Genomic DNA, 20,380 nt, shown 5'->3' on the forward strand with positions numbered 1-20,380 from the left:
GCATGTCGCGCCGTCCTGAAGACATCCACGCCGCCAAGCTGCGTGGCCAGATGCCACCTGCACCGCAGCTGCATGTGCGCCACGATGGCATGGCCGCGCGCATCGCCCGCCACGACTGGTCATCCACGCCGTTGGGTGCCTGCGAGCAGTGGCCGCCCCACCTGCGCGCCACCGTCGACCTGATGCTGGCCCATGGTTTCCCGATGATCGTGCTGTGGGGTGAGCAGCTGGTGCAGCTCTACAACGATGGCTATGCCGAGATTCTGGCCGACAAGCATCCCGGCGGGCTCGGCCAGCCGACCCGCGAGTGCTGGCCCGAGGTCTGGCATATCAATGGGCCCATCTACCAGCGCGTCTGGCAGGGCGAAACCATCACCTACGAGGACAAACTCTATCCCCTGGCGCGACGCGGGCGGTTGGAGGATGTCTGGTTCACCATTACCTACAGCCCGATCCGTGGCGAGGAAGGGCGCATCAACGGCGTGCTCGTGACCATGTTCGAGACCACAGCGGCGCATGTGGCCCAATCGGCACGCGAGCGCGAAGAGCAGAAGCGGCGGGAGGCGGACCGGCGCCTGGCATTGGCCTTCAAGGTGCTGCCGGTGGGCGTCTGCATTGTCGACACCGAAGGGCGCCTGCAGCTGTCCAACGACCAGATGCGTGCCTACCTGCCCAGCGGCAAGGTGCCCTCCACGGATGAGGTGAACCTGCATCGCTGGCGTGGCTGGCATGCGGACGGCAGCGCCATCGGGCCGGAGGATTTCGCCATCGCCCGTGCGATGCGCGGCGAGACCGTGGTGCCGGGGCTGGAGTTCCAGTATCTGCATGACGATGGACGCGCGCGCTGGACCCGGGTCGCGGCCGCGCCCCTGCGCGATGGCGACGGTGAGGTCAGCGGCGTATTTGCCATCGCCGTGGACATCGACGATCTCAAGCGTGCCACCGAGCGCCAGTCTGTATTGCTGGCCGAACTGCAGCACCGGGTGCGCAACATCATGTCCACCATCCATGCCATTGCCTGGCGGACCCGCGAGTCGGTCAGCAGCGTGGATGAATACGCTGAACGGTTGTGCGGGCGACTGATGTCGCTGGCGCGCACGCAGAGCCTGCTGACCCGCGGCGCCAATGCCGGGGTCTGCCTGCGTGGCATGCTCGATGAGGAGATCGCGGCGCAGACGCCGGCAGCGGCGGCCTACCGCCTGCAGGGCGAGGATGTGCTGCTGCCGCCGAAGGCGGCCGAAGTACTGTCCCTGGCGATCCACGAGCTGGCGAGCAATGCCCTGCGGCATGGCGCACTGACCCATGAGGATGGTCGGATCGAGGTGACCTGGGATCTGCAGGTTCAGGCCGGCCAGCCATGGCTGGGTCTGCACTGGTGCGAGCGCCATGCCGAAGTGGAGGACTGGGAGCAGCCCCGGCAGCGTGGCCTTGGCCGGGCGCTGATCGAGCAGCGCGTGCCCTACGAACTCGCCGGCAGCGGCGAGCTGCGCTTTGGCCCGCAGGGCCTGGATGCCTGGATCCGCTTTCCGCTGCGCGAGCGAGACAGCCTGCTGCAGACCGACGCTCCCGGCGCGGCGGCGGGCGGTTCCGGCAGGTAAAAGTCCATTTATCCCCAATTGGGCCAAATTGGGCATAATGGCCTCAACTGTCCCCGTCTGGAGCCGTGCCATGACCCTGCCGCTGGATCTGCCTGGCCTCGAAAAGGCCCCCGCGTCGTCGGTGAAGACCCGTGGCTGGCCGAGCCTGATGCGCACCGTGCGCGAGAAGCAGGCGCTGGTCATCACCAACCACAACCACCCCGAAGCGGTGATCGTGGACATCCGCACCTACCAGGAACTGCTGGCCAAGGCCGCTGGCGGCGATGCCGGCGAGCGCAGCGAAGAACTGCTGCGCCTGCGCGGTGAGTTTGACCAGACCCTGGCCAGCCTGCAGCGCGGGGAGGGGCTGGGCAAGGTGCTGGGCCAGCCGATCCGCCGCGGTCGCAAGGTCACCCCCGGCCGTCCGCTCTGACCGATGGGGCGGATCCTGGTGCTTGCCGGCGTCAATGGCGCCGGCAAGAGTTCGCTGCTGGGTACCTGGCTGGAAGCCGAAGGGCTGGGCTGGTTCAACCCAGATTCGTTCACCCGGCGCCTGGTGGAGGCCGGCTGGCCGCTGCCCGATGCCAATGCGGAGGCCTGGCAGGAAGGCACCCGCCGCCTGCGCCAGGCCATGGCTGATGGCACGGACTTCGCCTTCGAGACCACGCTGGGCGGCAACACCATTCCAGGCCTGCTGCGCGAGGCCTGTGAGCAGCATCATGTGGCGGTATGGTTCTGCGGCCTGTCCAGCGTCGAGCTGCACATCGCCCGCGTCGCTGCGCGGGTAGCGGCCGGTGGCCACGATATTCCGGTGGAGAAGATCCACGCCCGCTTCGATTCGGCGCGCGAGAACCTGCTGGACCTGCTGCCACACCTGGCCGAGCTGCATGTCTACGACAACAGCGCTCCCGCCGACGCCGACGGCTGCGTCGAGCCGCTGCCGGTGCTGGCAATGGCGCATGGCCAGCTGCAGTACCCGGTCTCGGTGGCCGAGCTGCTGCATACGCCGGATTGGGCCAAGCCCATCGTGATGCGTGCGATGGAATTGAACACCTCGGATTAGAGCCACGCCATATGTGGATACCTTTCACACATCGCGCGAAACCGCGCCGTGTACGACTGCCACCGGAGCTGCGGTTAGACTGACCGCACACTCAAGGAGGATGACATGCACGGACCTGCGACGTTCCGCTTCAGTTCTATCTGCCTGGTGCTTGCCGCGCTCGCGCTGTCCTGCATGCCGACGATGGCCGCGTCGCCTGCAGCCAAGCGACCATCGCCGCCCAGCCTGGTGCAGGCCTTCCACGCCGCCGAAGCCAACCTGCGGCTGATTCCCGGCGGCGACATTGAATCCGGCTTCCGCCCGGTTTGGACCGCTGTTGCCGATCTCGATGGTGATGGCCGTGCCGAGGTCGTGTATTTCTACACGTCCGACTATTCCGGCGGCAGCTTCGCCCAAAGCAACGTTGTTGCGGTGATGACGGCGCTGACGGCAAACGATCCGCGCGGCCGGGAGAACCCGGACAGCCTGTCGCCGGTGGAAGCAGAGGACTATGCCGCCATCCGCAGGTATGGCTATGCTGACGACGCGGCTGAACAGATTCCAGGCGCCATCCGTGCCATCCGCATCCAGGGTGATCGCATCGTTGTCGATTTCACTGTCAGTGCCGGCGCGACGGTCTGCGAATGGAAGAGCCCGAACCGCCACGTCTGTCCGCCGGACGGAAACTACACATGGACGCTGCGTTGGACGCCGGGGAAGCTGACTCACATCAGGAAATAGCGCCAGGGAGTGCCGGGCGTATTCGCCCGGCGCCACTGGCCCCGTAGGTCCACGCCAAGCGGGGACCGCGTTCTGCGGCCGGCCTCAGGCCGGCTTCACCTGCTCAGGCTCCGCAGCCTCCGGCAGTGGTGGCAAGGTCGGGTCCACCGTTACCGGTACATCGCTCTTCAACAACGCAGCGGCTTCCCTGTCGCTGCCCACTGCCGGCGGTGAGCCACGCAGCGGCAGGCCGGCGGTCTCCTTCACGAACAGCATGGTCACCAGCCCGATCACCGCCGCGCCCATCAGGTAATAGGCCGGCACCAGCGGGTCGCCGGTACGTTCCACCAGCCACGCGGTCACCAGTGGCGTGGTGCCACCGAACAGCGACACCGACACGTTGAATGCGATCGACAGCGCGCTGTAGCGCACCGGCGTATAGAACAGCGCCGGCAGCGTGGACGGCATCGAACTGGTGAAGCACACCAGTGCCAGGCCCAGCAGCATCAGGCCAAGGAAGATCAGCCCGTCGTTGCCGCTGCCGACCAGCAGCAGGCACGGAATCGCCAGCACCAGCAGCGCGATGCAGGCACCAATGATCATCGGTCGGCGGCCCAGCCTGTCACTGAACAACCCGCCGACGATGTTCAGCGGCATCATCACCAGCATCACGATGATGATCAGCAGCAGGCCCTTGCTCTCGGCATAGCCCATGGTGACGCTGAGGTAGCTGGGCATGTAGGTCAGCAGCATGTAGTCGGTGACGTTGAACACCAGCACCAGGCCCATGCACACCAGCAGTTGGCGACCATGCACCTGGAACAGTGCGCCCAGCCCCGGCCGGTCGTGCTCGCGCTTCTCGGCTTCTTCGGCGAACGCGCGGAACGCCGGGGTTTCCTCCAGCTTCATGCGCATGTACAGGCCGAGCAGGCCCAACGGGCCGGCCACCAGGAATGGAATGCGCCAGCCCCAGTCCAGCATCTGCTCGCTGCTCAGCAGCATGTGCAGCGCAGTGACGGTACCGGCGCCTGCGATGTAGCCGCCCAGCGTGCCGAACTCCAGCCAGCTGCCCATCAACCCACGGTTGCGGTCGGTGGAATACTCGGCGATGAAGGTGGCCGCACCGCCGTACTCGCCACCGGTGGAGAAGCCCTGCACCACGCGCGCCAGCAGCAACAGCACCGGCGCCCAGATGCCGATGCGCTCGTAGGACGGAATCAGGCCGATGGCAAACGTGCCCAGCGCCATCAGGATCATGGTGAACGCCAGCACTTTCTGGCGGCCGTAGCGATCCCCCAGCGGGCCGAACACAAGGCCGCCGAGCGGACGCACCAGGAACGCCACGGTAAAGGTGGCGAAGGCGGCGATCACCTGTGCGGTGGGGTTGCTGGACGGGAAGAACACCTGGCCGATGGTGACGGCCAGATAGCCGTAGACACCGAAGTCGAACCACTCCATGGCATTGCCGAGTGCGGCGGCACCGACGGCGCGCTTGAGCATGGGCGTATCGACGACGGTGATCTCATCGACCTTCAGATGGCGGCGGCGTTTGAACCAGCCGAAATGGGCATGTGCATCGGGGGTGTCCTGCATGGGGGCTCCCTGGGAGGTTTGAAATGGAGAAAACGGCGGCATGCGTGGATGCACGCGCACGGCGAGGCACCGCCGTGTCGGCGGAAGCACGGCAACGGGACCACGACGGCCGCGCGGTCAGCGGCGGGGAATCACAGCGATGCGGGGGATGCAGGCGAAGTGCCTGCGGGCGTCATCCGCCAGGATCCAGCGCGAGGCGATGGATGGGCGGAGCAGGAACATGCGTGGCAAGCGGAGCGCCGGTCGGCAGTGCTTTCCACGTAACAGGTGCGCCCGTCACGTAGTGGGTCGTGTCGATCATCCGTTCATCATAACGGCACGCGCGTGAGCGTGCAGCGAAGCGCAGTTGTCTGCACGCTGTGTTCCATCATGCCTGTTCATCTGCAAAGCAATGATGACGTGCGTTGAACGGAATCTGGTCGTGCTGCTCACATGCCGCCCTCTACGTTGTGGGCGAACGCAACAGAGAAGGAGCATCGCATGACCCGTCGCATTCCCGAAGGTACGCTTGTGGTTGTCGCCGATGGCGGTTCGGCCCGTGTATTCACCAATGTCGGCAGCGATCACCAGCTCGCCTTGAAGCAGGAAGGCGAACTGCGCCTGCAGGACATCAGCGAGCAGGGTGTATCCGGGCAGGGGCCTGCGGGTGCAGTGCCGAAGGACATGTCGGTATCCCAGCTCAACGAGGCGACGTTCGCCAAGCAGGTGGCGGAACAGCTCAATGAGGATGCGTTGAAGAACCGCTATGCACACCTGGTGTTGATCGCTGATCCGACCACGCTGGGACGCATCCGTCCGCTGCTGCACAAGGAAACCCAGGCCCGCCTGCTGGGCGACATCGCCAAGGACCTGACCAACGCGCCGTTGGCGGATATCCAGAAGGCGCTGGCGGCGTAGCGCGGATGCCATTCATGCGCGATCACCTGTCGGCGGAGCCCGACCGCTTCGATGTGGAGGCGCAGGTCGGCTGGCTGCTTCTCGAGTTTGGCGCGCCCTGGTGTGGCCACTGCCAGGCCGCGCAGCCCGCGTTGCAGGCCTTTGTCGAAGCGAACGATCTGCCGCACTGGAAGATCGAGGATGGCAAGGGCAGGCCCCTGGGCCGAGCGTTCAAAGTGAAGCTGTGGCCGACGGTGGTGCTGCTGCACGATGGAGACGAGGTCGCGCGGGTAGTGAGGCCGCTGGACAGCGCGGATCTCATGTCGTTGCAGGGCGCGCTTCCCGATTGAGGAGTGAACCGGGCGTTGCACGCGGGGCAGTCGCACTGCAGCATGCGGCGTGACAGGCCCGGTGCTAGCATCCGGCTATCACCTGAATCGATCCAAATTCCGATGCCCACGGTGGACCGTCGTCTCCTGATCGCTGTCGCCGCCACGGCGATGCTCGCTTCCGGGCTGGCTTCGGCCGCGCCTGCCAGAACCGCCGCCGACAAGGCCTACGCATCGGTGGACCCGTTCATCGGCACCGGTGGCGAAGGTCACACCTATCCGGGTGCGACGGTACCGTTCGGCATGGTCCAGCTCAGCCCGGATACGCGTATCCAGCCGCGCGAGAAGGCCTACGGCTGGGCGGCCGGCTACCGCTACGACGACAGCAGCATCGTCGGCTTCTCGCACACCCATTTTTCCGGCACTGGCCATTCCGATCTGGGCGACATCCTGCTGATGCCGTTCACCGGCAGTCCCGGCCTGGAGCGTGGCGATCCCGAGAAGCCGCGCAGCGGCTATGCCTCCCGCTTCCGCCATGATGACGAGAAAGCGGAGCCGGGCTACTACGCGGTCACGTTGGACGATTACAAGGTGCGTGCCGAGCTGACCACCAGTACCCGCGTGGGCGTGCATCGCTATGCGTTCCCCAAGGGCACCGACGCCAAGGTGCTGCTGGACATGCGCACCAGCATGTACGACTACCCGGGCAAGGTGCTGTGGTCGCGGGTGCGGGTGCGTGCCGACGGCACGGTGACCGGCTTCCGCGAGACGCGCGGCTGGGCGCCGGGCCGCCAGCTGTATTTCGCGATGCGCTTCTCGCGCCCGCTGGCCGGGCATGAGCTGCACAACACCGAGCAGGACATCGTCTACAAGGGCTTCCCGCCGCCGGGCGAGAAGGATCCGTCCCAGCGCGCACAGATCGAGGGCCGTCAGCTGGTCGGTACCTTCGCATTCGGCAAGCTGGACGCACCGCTGGTGGTCAAGGTTGCCATCTCGCCGGTCAGCGAGGCCGGCGCCATTGCCAACCTCGACGCGGAAGTGGCCGACTTCGATTTCGACCGCGTGCGTGCGCAGGCGAAACAGGAATGGACGCAGGCGCTGTCGGTGCTCGACATCGATGCACCCGAGCACGCTCGCCGCAGCGCCTATACCGCGCTGTACCACACACTGTTGGGGCCGACGCTGTTCATGGATGCCGATGGCCAGTATCGCGGTTCGGACAATGCCGTGCACAAGGCCGATGGTTTCACGAATTATTCGACTTTCTCGCTGTGGGATACCTACCGTGCGTTGCACCCGTTGCTGACCCTGGTGCAGCCGGAGAAGCGCAACAGCGACTTCGTCAATTCGATGCTGGCCCACCATGAGCACAGCCCCTACGGCATGCTGCCGGTGTGGTCGTTCCATGGCCTGGAAGACTGGTGCATGATCGGCTACCACGCCGTGCCGGTGATCGCCGACGCCTACGTGAAGGGCATTCGTGGCTTCGACGCCGACAAGGCGCTGAAGGCGATGGTCGAGACCGCCAATTACGGCCCCTATGACGGTATCGCACAGTACCGCGAGCTGGGCTACGTACCGATCGACGAGGAAGGTGAAGCGGCCAGCAAGACGCTGGAATACGCCTTCGATGACTGGACCATCGCACGCATGGCGCAGGCGATGGGCAAGGGCGATATCGCGGCGACCTTCGACAAGCGCGCGGCCAACTGGCGCAATGCGTTCGACAAAGACACCGGCTTCATGCGCGCACGCAAGCGCGACGGCAGTTTCCGCACCCCGTTCGACCCCAGCGCCAGCGGCTACGGAACCGACTACACCGAGGGCAACGCTTGGCAGTATTCCTGGTATGTGCCGCAGGACGTGGCCGGGCTGGCGGCAGCGCACGGTGGCAGCGACAAGCTGCTCGCGCGCTTGGACGAGGTGTTCAACGCCAAGGTGGATCCGTCCATCTTCGAGCACATGGAAGACATCACCGGGCTGATCGGCTGGTACGCACATGGCAACGAACCCAGCCACCATGTGGCCTACCTGTACTCGTACGCTGGCCAGCCGTGGCGCACCCAGGCGCGCCTGAAGCAGATCATGGACACCCAGTACGCCGACCGTCCGGATGGCTTGGCCGGCAACGATGACGTCGGCCAGATGTCGGCGTGGTATGTGTTCACCGCGCTGGGCTTCTACCCGGTGGCACCGGGCTCGGGCGAGTACATCCTGGGTCGCCCGTTCCTGCCGAAGACCGCGATGCGCCTGCCCAACGGCAAGACGTTCACCATCGTGGCCGATGGCCTGGATGACAGGCACACCTATGTGGGCAGCGTGAGCCTCAACGGCAAGCCGCTGCAGCGCACCTTCCTGCGCCACGACGAGATCCTGGCCGGTGGCGAGCTGCGCTTCAGCATGCAGGCCGAGCCGAACAAGGACTGGCCGGGGCAGGGCGCGCAGGCGCCGTACTCGATGAGCCGGTGATGCGGGGCGGCGCCGTCCTGCCGCCGCCATTGCCCCGCACCTGGTAGGTGCCAACCTCGGTTGGCACGCGGGAGGTCAGCGGAAACGGAACCGCAACCCCACCCGCGCGCCACCGATCGGGGCGGTATCAATCATCAGGATCGCGCCATGTCGCTGCGCGATCTCGGCCACAATCGCCAACCCCAGCCCGCAGCCATCGCCTTCGCTGCTGGCCCGGTAGAAGCGTTCCGTGACGCGCGTGCGTTCGGCTTCGGCAATGCCGGCGCCGTCATCGTCAACCCATGCCTGCACGCCTTCGGCCTCCTGCCGAACGCCGAGGGTGATTACGCCGGGCACGGCACCGTAGCGCAGCGCGTTGTCCAGCAGGTTGCCCAACGCTTCGCGCAGCAGCTGCGGATCGCCCTGCACCTGCACGCCGTCGTCTGGCCCCTCGTAGCCCAGGTCAACGCCCGCCGCCAACGCACGGTCGGCGTAGCGCTCCACCACCCCGCGTGCCAACGCAGCCAGGTCCATCGGTTGCAGTGGCAGTGCGCTGCCATGCGGATCTTCCGAGCGGCTGAGCATCAGCAGCTGGTTGACCAGATGCTGCAAGCGGGCCAGCCCGGCCAGCGTGCCGGACAGCGCCAGCTGCTGGGCCTGCGGGTCGTGCTGGCGCAATGAACTCTCCAGTTCCACCTGCATCGCCGCCAAGGGCGTGCGCAGCTGGTGCGCGGAATTGCTGACAAAGCGCCGCTGCGCATCCTGCATCGAGTCCAGACGCTGCAGCAGCGCGTTGTAGGCCTCTACCGCCGGCCACAGTTCGCGCGGTGCCTCCTGCGCGGGGTCCAACGGTGCCAACGGATCCGGCCGCGGGCTGGCCAGCTTCCGCGCAACCAGGTTGGCATGGCGAGCGGCAGCGCCTGTACCGGACCAGGCCAGCCACGCCGCCAGTGCCAGGATCGCGGCCTGGAAGGGAACGCTGGTCAGCAGCAGCTTGCGCTCCAGCCGGTGGCGTTTGCGAAGCGTCTCAGCCACGCGCAGCCGGATGTCATGGCCCGGTCCGGCGCTGACCACCACCTCGACCATGCGCACGGCCTGACCACGCAGCTGCGCATCATAGTAGACCGCGTCGTCACTGTTGGCGGACGTCGCCGGGCGGGGCAGGGCTTCGGGCAGGTCGCCATACAGACGCCCACCCTCGGCATCGACTACCTCGCCATGCACTTCGTCGGCGGTGTCCCAGCTGAACATGCGCGAGACGGCTGGGGTGATCTCGATCGAAGCACGACCATCCTGCACCGTCACCAGCTCGGACAACGACATCGCCGAATCCAGCAGCCAGCGGTCGTAGACCTGCCCGGCATAGAACCGGGCCAGCGCAAATGAACCCACTGCGCTGCACAGCAGCAGTACCAGCAGCGGTAGCCAAAGGCGCCTGAGCAGCAGGCCACGCAGGCTGTGCACGCGCTCAGTCACCCACGGCCTCCAGCCGGTATCCAAGCCCACGCAGCATGCGGATGCCGACGCCGGCGCGCGCCTGTTCCAGCTTGCGGCGCAGGCGGCTGACATGCACCTCGATCACCGACAGGTTGGCCTCGTGGTCCCAGCTGTACAGCGCATCGAACAGGCGCTGCTTGGTGACGGTGCGGCCGGGATGCTGCATCAGTGCCTCGACCAGCGACAGTTCGCGCGCGGTCAACTCGATGCGCTGGCCTTCAACCTGCACTTCATTGCGGATGCTGTCGAAGCACAACCGGCCCAGCCGTTTCTGCGCCGGTGCATCGCTGCGGCGGCGCGACAGTGCACGCAGGCGGGCTTCCAGCTCACCGAGTGCGAACGGCTTGGCCAGGTAGTCGTCGCCACCGCGGTCGAGGCCGAGGATGCGGTCCTCCACACCATCGCGCGCGGTCAGGATCAGTACCGGCAGGGTGGCGCCGTCGTTGCGCAGGCGCGAGAGCAGGTCCAGGCCATCGACGTCGGGCAATGAAAGGTCCAGCACCATCACGTCATACGGTGCGCTGGCCAATGCCGCCGGCGCGTGCAGTCCACGCGAGAGGTGGTCGCACAGATGACCGGCACCCTGCAGGGCGCGGATCAGTCCATCGGCCAGAGCGGCGTCGTCTTCGATCAGCAGGATTCGCATTGCAAGCTTCGTGCAAGGTTGGGGCAAGTTTGGCGCAAGTGCATCACCTTACCGTGACGTGCATGAATTTCTCCTCTCGTCTAGCGGCCGTGCTGGCCACGCTTCTGTGCGCGCCTGCGGCTTCGGCGCTGTCCCTGCAGGAAGCGCAGCGCGCAATGGAAGCACACAACCCGGACCTGCGCGCGGCGGCACTGGAGCTGCGCGGTGTGCAGGGCGATGCGCAGACGGCGGCATTACGCCCGGGCACCGAGCTGTCGATCGGCACCAGCAAGATCAGCCCCAAGCATGGTATCGGCCCTGGGCGCTGGCAGGACAAGCGGGTGGACAGCACCGTGGGCCTGGGCTGGACCTGGGAACGTGGTGGCAAGCGCGCACTGCGCATCCGCCAGGCCGACGCGCTGCTGGAAGTGGCCGGGCTGGAGATGCTCGATACTCGGCGCCGCCAGCAAGTGGCGCTGCATGAAACCTATTTCGGCCTGAAGGGCGCGCAGGAGCGGGCGCAGATTGCCGAGGCCAACCGCCAGAGTTCGGCCGAGCAGATGGCGGCGGCGGACAAGCAGGTCGCGACAGGGGCGATGGCACCGGTGGATCGCGCGCGGCTGGCGGTGGACGATCTCGCCGTAGCCGACGCGGCGCGCGAGGCGGCCCTGGATCTGCGCGATGCACGGCATGCGCTGGGGCTGCTGCTCGGCCGCGACGACAGCCATGACCTCAGCGCCGATGATCCGTGGCCAGACCCCGCGGGCAGGGTGGATACGCGTGCGTTCGACCCGCAGCAGCGTGCCGATCTGCGCGCGGCACGTTCGCGCCTGGCCGCGGCCGACGCCGGTGTGGCGCTGGCGCGCAGCGAGCGCCAGCGCGACATCCAGCTGGGTGTGGAGGCCGAGCGCGAGCCGACCGACATCAGCGGTGTCACCTGGGGTGTGTCATTGACCATTCCGCTCGGCGGCCCGTCACGTGCACGCGGCGCGATCCAGCGTGCCGAGGCCGACCGTGACAGCGCCGCGCTGGAGCTGCAGGTACTGCAGCGCGAAGCACGCGCCGGGCTGGACCAGCTACAGGCCAGCGCGCAGTCCGCCGCACAGCGCCGCAGCGACTATGAGGGACTGCAGTCCGACGCCGCACGCAAGGCGGTGCAGGGCATCGAACTGGCCTACCGGCGCGGCGCCGCCAGCCTGACCGATCTGCTGGATGCGCGCCGCAGCTGGCGCGAGTTCGAGACCGCGCTGATCGATGCGCGTGCCGACCATGCCATTGCCCTGGCGCGCTGGGAAGCGGCCACATCCGTTGCTGAAGGAGAGTCCCGATGAAGTCCCCCGTCGCCCATCGCCCGCGGGCGCGACACGGCGTGCTGCCGGCCTTGCTGGCGCTGGCCCTGCTGGGCGGCTGCGGCCGTGAGCCGGCGTCCTACACCGAGGATGCGCCGCAGATCAGTGCCGGCCAGATCCAGTTTCCTGCCGGCAGCCGCCAGCTGGACGTGCTGCGCAGCGAGGCGGTGACCGCCGGCGCCAGCGCCAGCCTGCAGCTGCCGGGCCGGGTGGTCTGGGACGAGACCCGTTCCAGTGCACTGCGCACGCCGTTGCCGGGGCAGGTGGCGCGCATCGAGGCGCAGCCGGGCCAGAAAGTGAAGGCCGGCCAATTGATTGCCTGGATCACCTCGCCCGAGTTCGGCCAGGCCCAGGCGGAGGGCGTGCGTGGCCGCGCCGAGCTGCAGCAGGCGCGCAAGGAGCTGGAGCGCACCCGCGAGCTGCATGCGGCGGGTGTGGCGTCGGGCCGCGAACTGGACGAGGCCGAGGCCAACTTCGCCGGCAGCCAGGCCGATCATGCGCGTGCAACCGCCTTCGCCAAGGCATATGGCAACGGCCAGCGCGTCGACCAGCGCCTGCCGCTGCGCGCGCCGATCGATGGCGTGCTGGTGGAGCGACGGATGAGCCCGGGCATGGCGGTCAGCCCGGACAGCGAACAGCCGTTGGCGGTGATTGGTGATCCGGACCGCCTGTGGTTGCTGCTGGATGCTCCTGAGAGCCTGGCCGGACGCATGAAGGCGGGCATGCAGGTGAGCGTACCCGGTGCCGATGGCCAACTGCTGCAGGCGACCCTGCAGCACGTGGATGACTTCGTCGACAGCGAACGCCGCGTGGTGCAGGCGCGCGCCGAGCTGGACAACCGCGCACGCGGCTTCAAGGCGGGGCAGTACGTGCGCGCCCAGGTGGCGTTGCCGGCCGACGGCGGTGTCTCGCTGCCCGATGCGGCCGTGCTGCTGATCGACGGCAAGCAGGTGGTGTTCGTGGAGGAGGACAAGGGACGCTACGTGCGCCATGCCGTGCATGCCGAGGAACTGGGCGATGGCCGGCTGTGGGTGCGTGACGGCCTGGCGGTTGGCAGCAGGGTGGAGGTCGAGGGCGGCCTGCTGTTGCAGCAGCTGGTCGACAGCGCGCCAGCCGCCGCCAGCACCGGCGCGGGGCACGCCGCGCCATGATCGATCGCCTGATTGCCTATTGCCTGCGCCAGCCCTTGATGGTGATGCTGGCGCTGCTGTTGTTCATCGGCGCTGGCATTGCCGCGTTCCGCGTGCTGCCGGTGGAGGCCTTCCCGGACGTCTCCGATACTCAGGTGACGGTGGTGTCACTGCACCCCGGCCGCGCCGCCGAAGAGGTGGAACGCGAAGTGACGATGCCGCTGGAAGTGGCCTTGTCCGGCATTCCGCATTCGGTGCGGGTGTTCTCGCATACGCAGTTCGGCCTGTCGATGATCATCCTGACCTTCGACGACAAGGCCGATGACTACTTCGCGCGCCAGCAGGTGCTGGAGCGCCTGCAGGGCGTGGAGCTGCCGGAAGGGGTGACCCCGGAACTGGAGGCGATGAGCTCGGCGGTAGGCGAGATCTACCGCTACGTGCTCAAGGGCCCGCACATGACGCCGACCCAGCTGCGCACCGTGCAGGAATGGACGATGGAGCGCAGCCTGCGCACCGTGCCGGGCGTGGCCGATGTGATCAGCTTCGGCGGCTTCGCGCGCACGTTCCAGGTCAAGCCGGACCTCGACAAGCTGCGTGACCGCGGCATCAGCCTGGGTGAGTTCGCCGAGGCGCTGGAAAAGGGCAGCTCCAATGCCGGCGGCGGCTACGTGGAACGCGGGCAGCAGCAGTTCCTGATCCGCGGCGTCGGTCTGATGCGCTCGCCCGCCGACATCGGCAATGTGGTCGTGGAGCAGCGCGGGGGCACGCCGATCCTGGTGCGCGACCTGGCCGGCATCGCCGACGCCGGCCTGCCCCGGCAGGGCCTGGTCGGCCAGGACGGCAATGACGATGCGGTGTTCGGCATGGTGCTGATGCGCAAGGGCGAGAATCCGTCCGACGTGCTCGACGCCCTGCATGCGCGTATCGCCGAGATCGAGGCCAATCAGCTGCCGCACGGGGTCAGCATCGAGCCGTTCTACGACCGCTCGTGGCTGGTCTCGACCACGCTGAAAACCGTCTTCAGCAACCTGCTGGAAGGCGCGGTGCTGGTGTTCCTGGTGCTGTGGCTGTTCCTGTACAACGCCCGCGCCGCACTGATCGTGGCGGCGATGATGCCGCTTGCGCTGCTGTCGACCTTCCTCGGCCTGCACCTGTGGGGCGTGCCGGCCAACCTGCTGTCGTTGGGTGCGATGGACTTCGGCATCATCATCGACGGCGCGGTGATCGTCACCGAGCACATCGTTTCGCGATTGTCGAAGCTGCCCCCTGCGGCCGACCGGAAGACACGGTTCTCGACCATTCTTTCAGCCGCATCGGAAGTGGGGCGGCCGACGTTTTTCTCGATGTTGATCATCATCGCCGCACACATCCCGATCTTCACCCTGCAGCGCCAGGAAGGCCGCATGTTCGCGCCGATGGCGTACTCGGTGACCTCGGCCCTGATCGGTGCGTTGATCCTGGCGCTGACCGTGGTGCCACTGTTCTGCTACTGGTGGTTGCGGCGCGACCGCATGCGCGACGGCAATCCGCTGATGGACCGCCTGACCGGCTGGTACCGGCCGATCCTGGAGCGCGCTCTGGCTCGCCCGCGTGCGGTGGTACTTACCGCGGTTGCGCTGCTGGTCGGCACGCTCGCGCTGGGCACGCGGCTGGGTTCGGAGTTCCTGCCCGAGCTGGACGAGGGCTCGATCTGGCTGACCGCCACGCTTGACCCCAGCACCAGCCTGGCCGAGGCGCAGCAGCAGTCGCGGCGCATCCGTGAGCTGGTCGGCACCTTCCCGCAGGTATCGACGGTGGTGGCCAAACTGGGGCGCCCGGAAGACGGCTCCGATGCCAAGGGCGCGAACCAGATCGAGGCGCTGGTGGCGTTGAAGCCGGAGAAGGAATGGCCGAAGGGCGTGGACAAGCGGCAGCTGGTCAGCGACCTGCAGCGCACGCTGGAGCAGCGTATTCCAGGGCCGGAGTTCTCGATCTCGCAGCCGGTGCGCGACAACATCCTGGAGAGCATCTCGCAGATCAAGGGCCAGGTGGTGATCAAGGTCAGCGGCTCGGATCTGGATGTACTCAACCAGCAGGCGCAGGCGATCCTGGGCCAGGTGCGTAGCGTGGAGGGCGTAGAGAGCGCCTTCATCGACCGTGACGGCTCACTGCCGCAGCTGCAGATCGAAATCGACCGCGACCGTGCTGCGCGCTATGGCTTGAACGTGCGCGACATCGACGAGGTGATCGAGACCGCACTGGGCGGGCGCCAGGTCGGCGAACTGTGGGAAGGTGACCGCAGGTTCCCGATCACGTTGCGCCTGGACGACGCCGACCGCGACCTGCAGCGGCTGCGCACGGTGCCGGTCGGCATCGGCGATGGGCACACGGTGACACTGTCCGACGTGGCCGACTTCCGCATGGCCAGCGGCGCGATCAACATCTCGCGCGAGAACGCACAGCGGGTCAAGGCGGTGAGCATCTTCATCGCCGGCCGCGACATGGGCAGCGTGGTGGCCGACATGCGCAAGCGCGTGGACGCCAGCGTGCAGTTGCCGGAAGGCTACCGGCTGGAATGGTCCGGGGAGTTCGAGAACCAGCAACGTGCGATGAAACGGCTGGGCTGGGTGATCCCGCTGTCGGTGCTGATCATCTTCGTGTTGCTGTTCGATGCCTTCAAGGACATCAGCAGCGCCGCGCTGATCCTGGCCAACGTGCCACTGGCGATGATCGGCGGCATTCTCGCCCTGTGGTTGACTGGGATTCCACTGTCGGTGTCGGCGGCGATCGGCTTCATCGCGTTGTTCGGGCAGGCGGTCTTGAACGGGGTGGTGATGCTCAGCCGCTTCGCCCAGCTGCGCGAGCAGGGCATGGACCTGCTGCAGTCGGTGGTGCAGGGCTCGCTGCAGCGCCTGCGCACGGTGCTGATGACCGCACTGCTGGCGATGTTCGGCCTGCTGCCGATGGCGACCTCGCATGCCATTGGCGCCGAGACCCAGAAGCCGCTGGCGGTGGTGGTGATCGGTGGCCTGCTGTCGGCGATGCTGCTGACCCTGCTGGTACTGCCCACGCTGTACTACTGGGTGCATCACCGCCGCGAGGCCCGCACGGGCTGACGGCGATATCCGGCTCTCCGCCCGGTAGAGGCCAACCTTGGTTGGCAGACGGCGAAGCGCCCACCAAGGTGGGCGACTACCGGTGTGCGATGGCCGCGAACTACACCATCCCGCCATTGGCGCGCAGCACCTGGCCGTTGATCCATCCGCCATCGGCACCGGCCAGGAAGGCAACCGCACCGGCGATGTCCTCCGGCGTACCCAGCCGCTCCAAGGGGTTCATCTTCGCCAGCCGCTCGATCAGTTCCGGCGACTTGCCGTCCAGGAACAGGTCGGTGGCGGTCGGGCCGGGCGCCACTGCATTCACGGTGATGTTGCGCCCGCGCAGCTCCTTGCTGAGGATCGCGCCCATCGTCTCCACCGCCGCCTTGCTGGCGGCATACACGCTGTAGTTCTCCAGCTTGATGCCAACCACGCTGGTGGACAGGGTGATCAGGCGGCCACCGTCGCGCACCCGTCGCGCGCTCTCGCGCAGCACGTTGAAGGCGCCTTTCAGGTTGATCCCGATCACCCTCTCGAACAGGGCGTCGTCGGTATCGGCCAATGGTGCCAGCTGCAACACGCCGGCACTGTTCACCACTACGTCTATACCGCCGAAGCGCGCCTCGATGGCATCGAACAGCTGCCGCACCGCCTGCGGATCGGCGACATCGGCCTGCAGCGCGATGGCCTGCGCGCCGGCCGCGCTGAGTTCGGCCGCCAAGGCTTCGGCGTCGTCGCGGCGGCCCGCATAGTTGATCGCGACCGCGTGGCCTTCAGCCGCCAGGCGGCGGGAGATGGCGGCGCCGATGCCACGGGAGCCGCCGGTGACCAGGGCGACAGAGCGGGCGGGGGAGAGGGTCATGGTGGCTTCCACTGGGGCGCGCCGAAGTGGCACAGGGCCATCTTCGCGAGATTGTCCTTTCGAATAATCCTGCACAATCCGTCAACATCATCCGGACAGCCGAACAATGGATCGTTTCACGGCCATGCGCGCCTTCGTCCGTATCGTCGAGCGCCGCAGCTTCACCCGGGCCTCCGAGGACCTGGGCCTGCCGCGGGCCACGGTGACCGACGCGATCAAGGCGCTGGAACAGCGGCTGGGCGTGCGCCTGCTGCACCGGACCACCCGGCTGGTGGTGCCGACGCTGGAAGGCGAGGCCTTCTATGGCCGTTGCCTGCGCCTGATCGCCGACATGGACGATGCCGAGGCTGCGTTCCGTGATGCCCCGCCACGCGGGCCGCTGCGCATTGAAGTACATGGCACGCTGGGCCGGCACCTGCTGTTTCCGCACCTGCCGGAATTCCTGCGGCGCTACCCGGAGATCGAGCTGGACGTCAGTGAAGGCGACCGCTATGTCGACCTGCTGCGCGAAGGCGTGGATGCGGCGTTGCGGGTGGGGACGCTGGCCGACAGCGATCTGGCGGCGCGCCGGTTGACGATGCTGCGCGAGGTCACGGTGGCCGCGCCGGGTTATGTGCAGGCGCACGGCCTGCCCGATACCATTGAATCGCTGGAGCAAGGCCATCAGATGATCGGCTACCGCTCCAGCGCCACCGGCCAGCTGATCCCCCTGGAGTTCCAGCAGGCGGGACAGGTGCGCTACGTGCCGCTGCAGGCGCGGGTGCGTGTTTCCGGCGCGGATGCATTCCTTGGGGCCGCGTTGGCGGGCCTGGGCATCATCCAGGCGCCGCGCTACCGGATGGACCCGTATATCGCGCGCGGGCAGCTGGTCGAGCTGTTGCCTGAGACGCCGCCGACGCCAAGCCCGTTGAGTCTGGTCTACCCGCGCAACCGCACGCCGTCGCCACGCTTGCGGGTGTTCATCGACTGGGTGGCCGGGGTGTTCGAGCAGACCGGGGTTGCCGGCCAGCGGCCGGCACTACCGACCAGGGGCGCGCGTGCTGGGTAGTGCCGGCCGCTGACCGGCAGCACCGAAGCAACGTTCCTGAGACGCTGCCATGGGCTGGCTGTGCAGGGTAGTGCCGGCCGCTGGCCGGCAACTGCAATGCGCTTGATGTACCGGGGTACCGGCCAGCGGTCGGCACTACCGGGCGGCGGCGCCCGGCAGCACCAGCTCGAACACGGTGCCGGTGTCATCCGACACAACACTCACACTACCGCCATGGGCCTGTGCAATCGCGCGGGTGATCGCCAGCCCCAGTCCGGCACCTTCGTGGCGGCCGCGCTCGCCGCGGTAGAAGCGATCGAACAGGCGCGGCAGCGCTTCGGCGGCAATCGGCGTGCCAAGGTTGTGCACGCTGACCCTGCACACGCCATCGGCCTCGATCAGCCGCACCCGTACTTCGCTGCCCACGGCTGCGTGCTTCAACGCGTTGGACAGCAGGTTGGCGATCGCGCGGTGCAGCATCAGGCGGTTGCCTTCCACGCTCGCCACACCGTCGCGGCGCAGGGTCAACTGCCGGTCCTCGGCCAGCAGGTCGTAGAACTCGAGCAGCGAATCCACCACCCCATCCAGCGCCACCAGCTCGCGTGAGGGCAGCGCGCCCGGCGCCTCGGCCTGCGCCAGGTACAGCAGGTCGCCCACGGTCTGCGCCAGCTGCTGCAGTTCCTCGGCACACGACGCAAGCGTCTCGCGGTAGGCCTCGTTGCTGCGCGGGTGCGCCAGCACCACCTGCACCTGGGTCAGCATGTTGGTGATCGGGGTGCGCAACTCGTGGGCGAGATCACCGGAGAACTCGGTCAGCCGCGCGAAGTCCTGCTGCAGGCGTGCCAGCATGCCGTTGAGGGTCTGCGCCAACTGCTCCAGTTCGGCCGGTGCACTGCGCGCGCTCAGGCGGCGCTGCAGGCGACCGGCGGTGATCTGCCTGGCCTCATCGGCCAGCGTGCGCAGCGGCCGCAGCGTACGCCGCACCACATAACCGCCGAGCAGGCTGCTGGCCACGGCGGCGCCGATGATCGCGATCGCCAGCAGGTGGCGGAAGCGCTGCAGGAAATCGGCATGGCGGTCGTCATCGATGGCCAGCAGGGTGACCAGCGGGCTGCCGTCGGCCAGGGTCTGGCGCAGGTGCAGGGCATGCATGCAGCGGCCATCGGCGAGGATCCAGTCGTGCCGCCGTGGCGCGGCGTCGATCGGCTGGCCGCGTGCATGCTCGCGCAGCAGTGCCGGTGCGGTCGAGAACAGCACCGCGCCACGCCCATCAACAACGTGGAAGGCGATATCCGGATGATGGCCCAGCGCCTCTGCCAAGCGCTTCCCGCGTGCGGACGCAGGTCCGTTATCGGCGAGGTCACGGATCAACGCGACCTTGTTTTCCAGTTCGACGAAGTCCTGGGCGACCAGGTCGTGGCGGGCACTGACATAGATCGCCACGCCCAACGCGGCCAGCACCAGCGTGGCCACGATGGCGAACAGCAGCGTCAGCCGCACCGCGATGGAACGGCGCAGGCTCATCCGCTGTGCACTGCACCGTCGTCCGGCGCCTCCAGCACATAGCCCATGCCGCGCACGGTGACGATCAGCTTGGCATCGAAGTCATCGTCGATCTTCGCGCGCAGGCGGCGGATCGCCACGTCGATCACGTTGGTGTCGCTGTCGAAATTCATGTCCCACACCTGCGAAGCGATCAACGAGCGCGGCAGCACTTCGCCACGTCGGCGCGCCAGCAGCTCCAGCAGGGTGTATTCCTTCTGGCTGAGGGTGATGCGCTGGCCGCCGCGTTCAACCCGGCGGCGCAGGGTGTCCACCACCAGGTCGGCGATGACGATGCGCTCGGCCTGCGGCTGCGCCTGGCCGCGACGCAGCAGGGTGCGTACCCGCGCCAGCAGCTCGGCGAAGGCGAATGGCTTGGCCAGGTAGTCGTCGGCGCCCAGCTCAAGGCCCTGCACGCGGTCGGCGATGCTGCTGCGCGCGGTCAGGAACAGTACCGGCACCTGCCAGCCGGCCTCGCGCAGCCGCGACAGCACGTTCCAGCCATCCAGGCCGGGCAGCATCACGTCGAGGATGACCAGCTGGTACTCGCCGCTGCCGGCCAGGTGCAGCCCGTCGACGCCGTTGCAGGCGAGATCGACCACGTAGCCGGCCTCGATCAGCCCCTGGCGCAGGTAGTTGCCGGTCTTGGGTTCGTCTTCGACGATCAGCAGTTTCATGATGCGCCC

At 67.5% G+C, this 20,380-nt stretch carries 17 protein-coding genes; 11 read left to right on the forward strand and 6 right to left on the reverse strand.

Going from position 1 to position 20,380, the window contains the following annotated elements; all coding sequences use genetic code 11:
- Nucleotides 1–2 precede the first annotated feature (2 nt).
- The 4 genes from AC5P78_RS09840 (at nt 3) to AC5P78_RS09855 (ending at nt 3,360) form a co-directional block, all read left to right on the forward strand.
- A complete protein-coding gene (locus AC5P78_RS09840; RefSeq protein WP_005409859.1) occupies nt 3–1,598 on the forward strand; it encodes a sensor histidine kinase in 1,596 nt (531 codons plus the stop codon).
- A gap of 70 nt (nt 1,599–1,668) precedes the next feature.
- Complete coding sequence (locus AC5P78_RS09845) at nt 1,669–2,010, forward strand: type II toxin-antitoxin system prevent-host-death family antitoxin (RefSeq protein ID WP_185695252.1); 342 nt, start codon at nt 1,669–1,671, stop codon at nt 2,008–2,010.
- A gap of 3 nt (nt 2,011–2,013) precedes the next feature.
- Nucleotides 2,014–2,640 (forward strand): ATPase, encoded by a 627-nt coding sequence (locus AC5P78_RS09850; RefSeq protein ID WP_033835046.1) that lies wholly within the window; start codon nt 2,014–2,016, stop codon nt 2,638–2,640.
- A gap of 105 nt (nt 2,641–2,745) precedes the next feature.
- Complete coding sequence (locus tag AC5P78_RS09855; protein WP_111189716.1) at nt 2,746–3,360, forward strand: hypothetical protein; 615 nt, start codon at nt 2,746–2,748, stop codon at nt 3,358–3,360.
- A gap of 84 nt (nt 3,361–3,444) precedes the next feature.
- On the opposite strand, the gene proP is transcribed toward AC5P78_RS09855, so the two are convergent.
- On the reverse strand, nt 3,445–4,932 hold the full coding sequence (gene proP / locus AC5P78_RS09860; RefSeq protein ID WP_044570299.1) for a glycine betaine/L-proline transporter ProP: 1,488 nt from the start codon (nt 4,930–4,932) through the stop codon (nt 3,445–3,447).
- A gap of 480 nt (nt 4,933–5,412) precedes the next feature.
- Here proP and AC5P78_RS09865 point away from each other — a divergent pair, with 480 nt between their 5' ends.
- The 3 genes from AC5P78_RS09865 (at nt 5,413) to AC5P78_RS09875 (ending at nt 8,606) form a co-directional block, all read left to right on the forward strand.
- Nucleotides 5,413–5,829, forward strand: coding sequence for a host attachment family protein (locus tag AC5P78_RS09865; protein ID WP_005409854.1), 417 nt, complete (start codon nt 5,413–5,415; stop codon nt 5,827–5,829).
- A 5-nt stretch (nt 5,830–5,834) separates the two neighbouring features.
- A complete protein-coding gene (locus tag AC5P78_RS09870; RefSeq protein ID WP_099484671.1) occupies nt 5,835–6,158 on the forward strand; it encodes a thioredoxin family protein in 324 nt (107 codons plus the stop codon).
- 96 nt (nt 6,159–6,254) lie between these two features.
- Nucleotides 6,255–8,606 carry a GH92 family glycosyl hydrolase gene (locus tag AC5P78_RS09875; protein WP_414498349.1) on the forward strand — a complete coding sequence of 784 codons (2,352 nt, stop codon included), beginning with the start codon at nt 6,255–6,257 and terminating at the stop codon, nt 8,604–8,606.
- A gap of 75 nt (nt 8,607–8,681) precedes the next feature.
- On the opposite strand, the gene AC5P78_RS09880 is transcribed toward AC5P78_RS09875, so the two are convergent.
- A complete protein-coding gene (locus AC5P78_RS09880) occupies nt 8,682–10,061 on the reverse strand; it encodes a sensor histidine kinase (protein WP_495217194.1) in 1,380 nt (459 codons plus the stop codon).
- Nucleotides 10,054–10,728: a response regulator gene (locus AC5P78_RS09885; protein WP_005413615.1), complete on the reverse strand. Its 675-nt coding sequence runs from the start codon at nt 10,726–10,728 to the stop codon at nt 10,054–10,056. Before AC5P78_RS09885 ends, AC5P78_RS09880 begins: the two co-directional genes overlap by 8 nt.
- A 62-nt stretch (nt 10,729–10,790) precedes the next feature.
- Between AC5P78_RS09885 and AC5P78_RS09890 the strand changes: the two genes are divergently transcribed.
- The 3 genes from AC5P78_RS09890 to AC5P78_RS09900 are packed head-to-tail and all read left to right on the forward strand — an operon-like array spanning nt 10,791 to nt 16,281.
- On the forward strand, nt 10,791–12,038 hold the full coding sequence (locus AC5P78_RS09890) for a TolC family protein (protein ID WP_099527436.1): 1,248 nt from the start codon (nt 10,791–10,793) through the stop codon (nt 12,036–12,038).
- Nucleotides 12,035–13,207, forward strand: coding sequence for an efflux RND transporter periplasmic adaptor subunit (locus AC5P78_RS09895; protein ID WP_495217195.1), 1,173 nt, complete (start codon nt 12,035–12,037; stop codon nt 13,205–13,207). Before AC5P78_RS09890 ends, AC5P78_RS09895 begins: the two co-directional genes overlap by 4 nt.
- Entirely contained in the window at nt 13,204–16,281 is a 3,078-nt protein-coding gene (locus AC5P78_RS09900; RefSeq protein ID WP_099527437.1) for an efflux RND transporter permease subunit, read from the forward strand. Before AC5P78_RS09895 ends, AC5P78_RS09900 begins: the two co-directional genes overlap by 4 nt.
- A gap of 100 nt (nt 16,282–16,381) precedes the next feature.
- Here AC5P78_RS09900 and AC5P78_RS09905 read toward each other — a convergent pair whose 3' ends face one another.
- Complete coding sequence (locus AC5P78_RS09905) at nt 16,382–17,125, reverse strand: SDR family oxidoreductase (RefSeq protein WP_062607191.1); 744 nt, start codon at nt 17,123–17,125, stop codon at nt 16,382–16,384.
- 106 nt (nt 17,126–17,231) lie between these two features.
- Here AC5P78_RS09905 and AC5P78_RS09910 point away from each other — a divergent pair, with 106 nt between their 5' ends.
- Nucleotides 17,232–18,173, forward strand: coding sequence for a LysR family transcriptional regulator (locus AC5P78_RS09910; protein WP_414498345.1), 942 nt, complete (start codon nt 17,232–17,234; stop codon nt 18,171–18,173).
- Nucleotides 18,174–18,308: 135 nt separating this feature from the next.
- Here the strand turns inward: AC5P78_RS09910 and AC5P78_RS09915 are convergent, their stop codons facing one another.
- Nucleotides 18,309–19,676, reverse strand: a complete 1,368-nt coding sequence (locus tag AC5P78_RS09915; protein ID WP_024956526.1) for a heavy metal sensor histidine kinase — start codon at nt 19,674–19,676, stop codon at nt 18,309–18,311.
- Nucleotides 19,673–20,371 carry a heavy metal response regulator transcription factor gene (locus tag AC5P78_RS09920; protein WP_012480412.1) on the reverse strand — a complete coding sequence of 233 codons (699 nt, stop codon included), beginning with the start codon at nt 20,369–20,371 and terminating at the stop codon, nt 19,673–19,675. The genes AC5P78_RS09915 and AC5P78_RS09920 overlap by 4 nt, the downstream gene beginning before the upstream one ends.
- Nucleotides 20,372–20,380: the final 9 nt, after the last annotated feature.

Source organism: Stenotrophomonas sp. YJH_SMC_133, from assembly GCF_059370655.1.

Excerpts from the sequence above, each read along its gene's own strand:
- AC5P78_RS09850 (WP_033835046.1), top strand. The coding sequence starts at position 2,014 with ATGGGGCGGATCCTGGTGCTTGCCGGCGTCAATGGCGCCGGCAAGAGT.
- AC5P78_RS09915 (WP_024956526.1), bottom strand. The coding sequence starts at position 19,676 with ATGAGCCTGCGCCGTTCCATCGCGGTGCGGCTGACGCTGCTGTTCGCC.
- AC5P78_RS09910 (WP_414498345.1), top strand. The coding sequence starts at position 17,232 with ATGGATCGTTTCACGGCCATGCGCGCCTTCGTCCGTATCGTCGAGCGC.
- AC5P78_RS09905 (WP_062607191.1), bottom strand. The coding sequence starts at position 17,125 with ATGACCCTCTCCCCCGCCCGCTCTGTCGCCCTGGTCACCGGCGGCTCC.
- AC5P78_RS09895 (WP_495217195.1), top strand. The coding sequence starts at position 12,035 with ATGAAGTCCCCCGTCGCCCATCGCCCGCGGGCGCGACACGGCGTGCTG.
- AC5P78_RS09890 (WP_099527436.1), top strand. The coding sequence starts at position 10,791 with ATGAATTTCTCCTCTCGTCTAGCGGCCGTGCTGGCCACGCTTCTGTGC.
- AC5P78_RS09845 (WP_185695252.1), top strand. The coding sequence starts at position 1,669 with ATGACCCTGCCGCTGGATCTGCCTGGCCTCGAAAAGGCCCCCGCGTCG.
- AC5P78_RS09900 (WP_099527437.1), top strand. The coding sequence starts at position 13,204 with ATGATCGATCGCCTGATTGCCTATTGCCTGCGCCAGCCCTTGATGGTG.
- AC5P78_RS09870 (WP_099484671.1), top strand. The coding sequence starts at position 5,835 with ATGCCATTCATGCGCGATCACCTGTCGGCGGAGCCCGACCGCTTCGAT.
- AC5P78_RS09885 (WP_005413615.1), bottom strand. The coding sequence starts at position 10,728 with ATGCGAATCCTGCTGATCGAAGACGACGCCGCTCTGGCCGATGGACTG.
- AC5P78_RS09855 (WP_111189716.1), top strand. The coding sequence starts at position 2,746 with ATGCACGGACCTGCGACGTTCCGCTTCAGTTCTATCTGCCTGGTGCTT.
- proP (WP_044570299.1), bottom strand. The coding sequence starts at position 4,932 with ATGCAGGACACCCCCGATGCACATGCCCATTTCGGCTGGTTCAAACGC.
- AC5P78_RS09865 (WP_005409854.1), top strand. The coding sequence starts at position 5,413 with ATGACCCGTCGCATTCCCGAAGGTACGCTTGTGGTTGTCGCCGATGGC.
- AC5P78_RS09840 (WP_005409859.1), top strand. The coding sequence starts at position 3 with ATGTCGCGCCGTCCTGAAGACATCCACGCCGCCAAGCTGCGTGGCCAG.
- AC5P78_RS09920 (WP_012480412.1), bottom strand. The coding sequence starts at position 20,371 with ATGAAACTGCTGATCGTCGAAGACGAACCCAAGACCGGCAACTACCTG.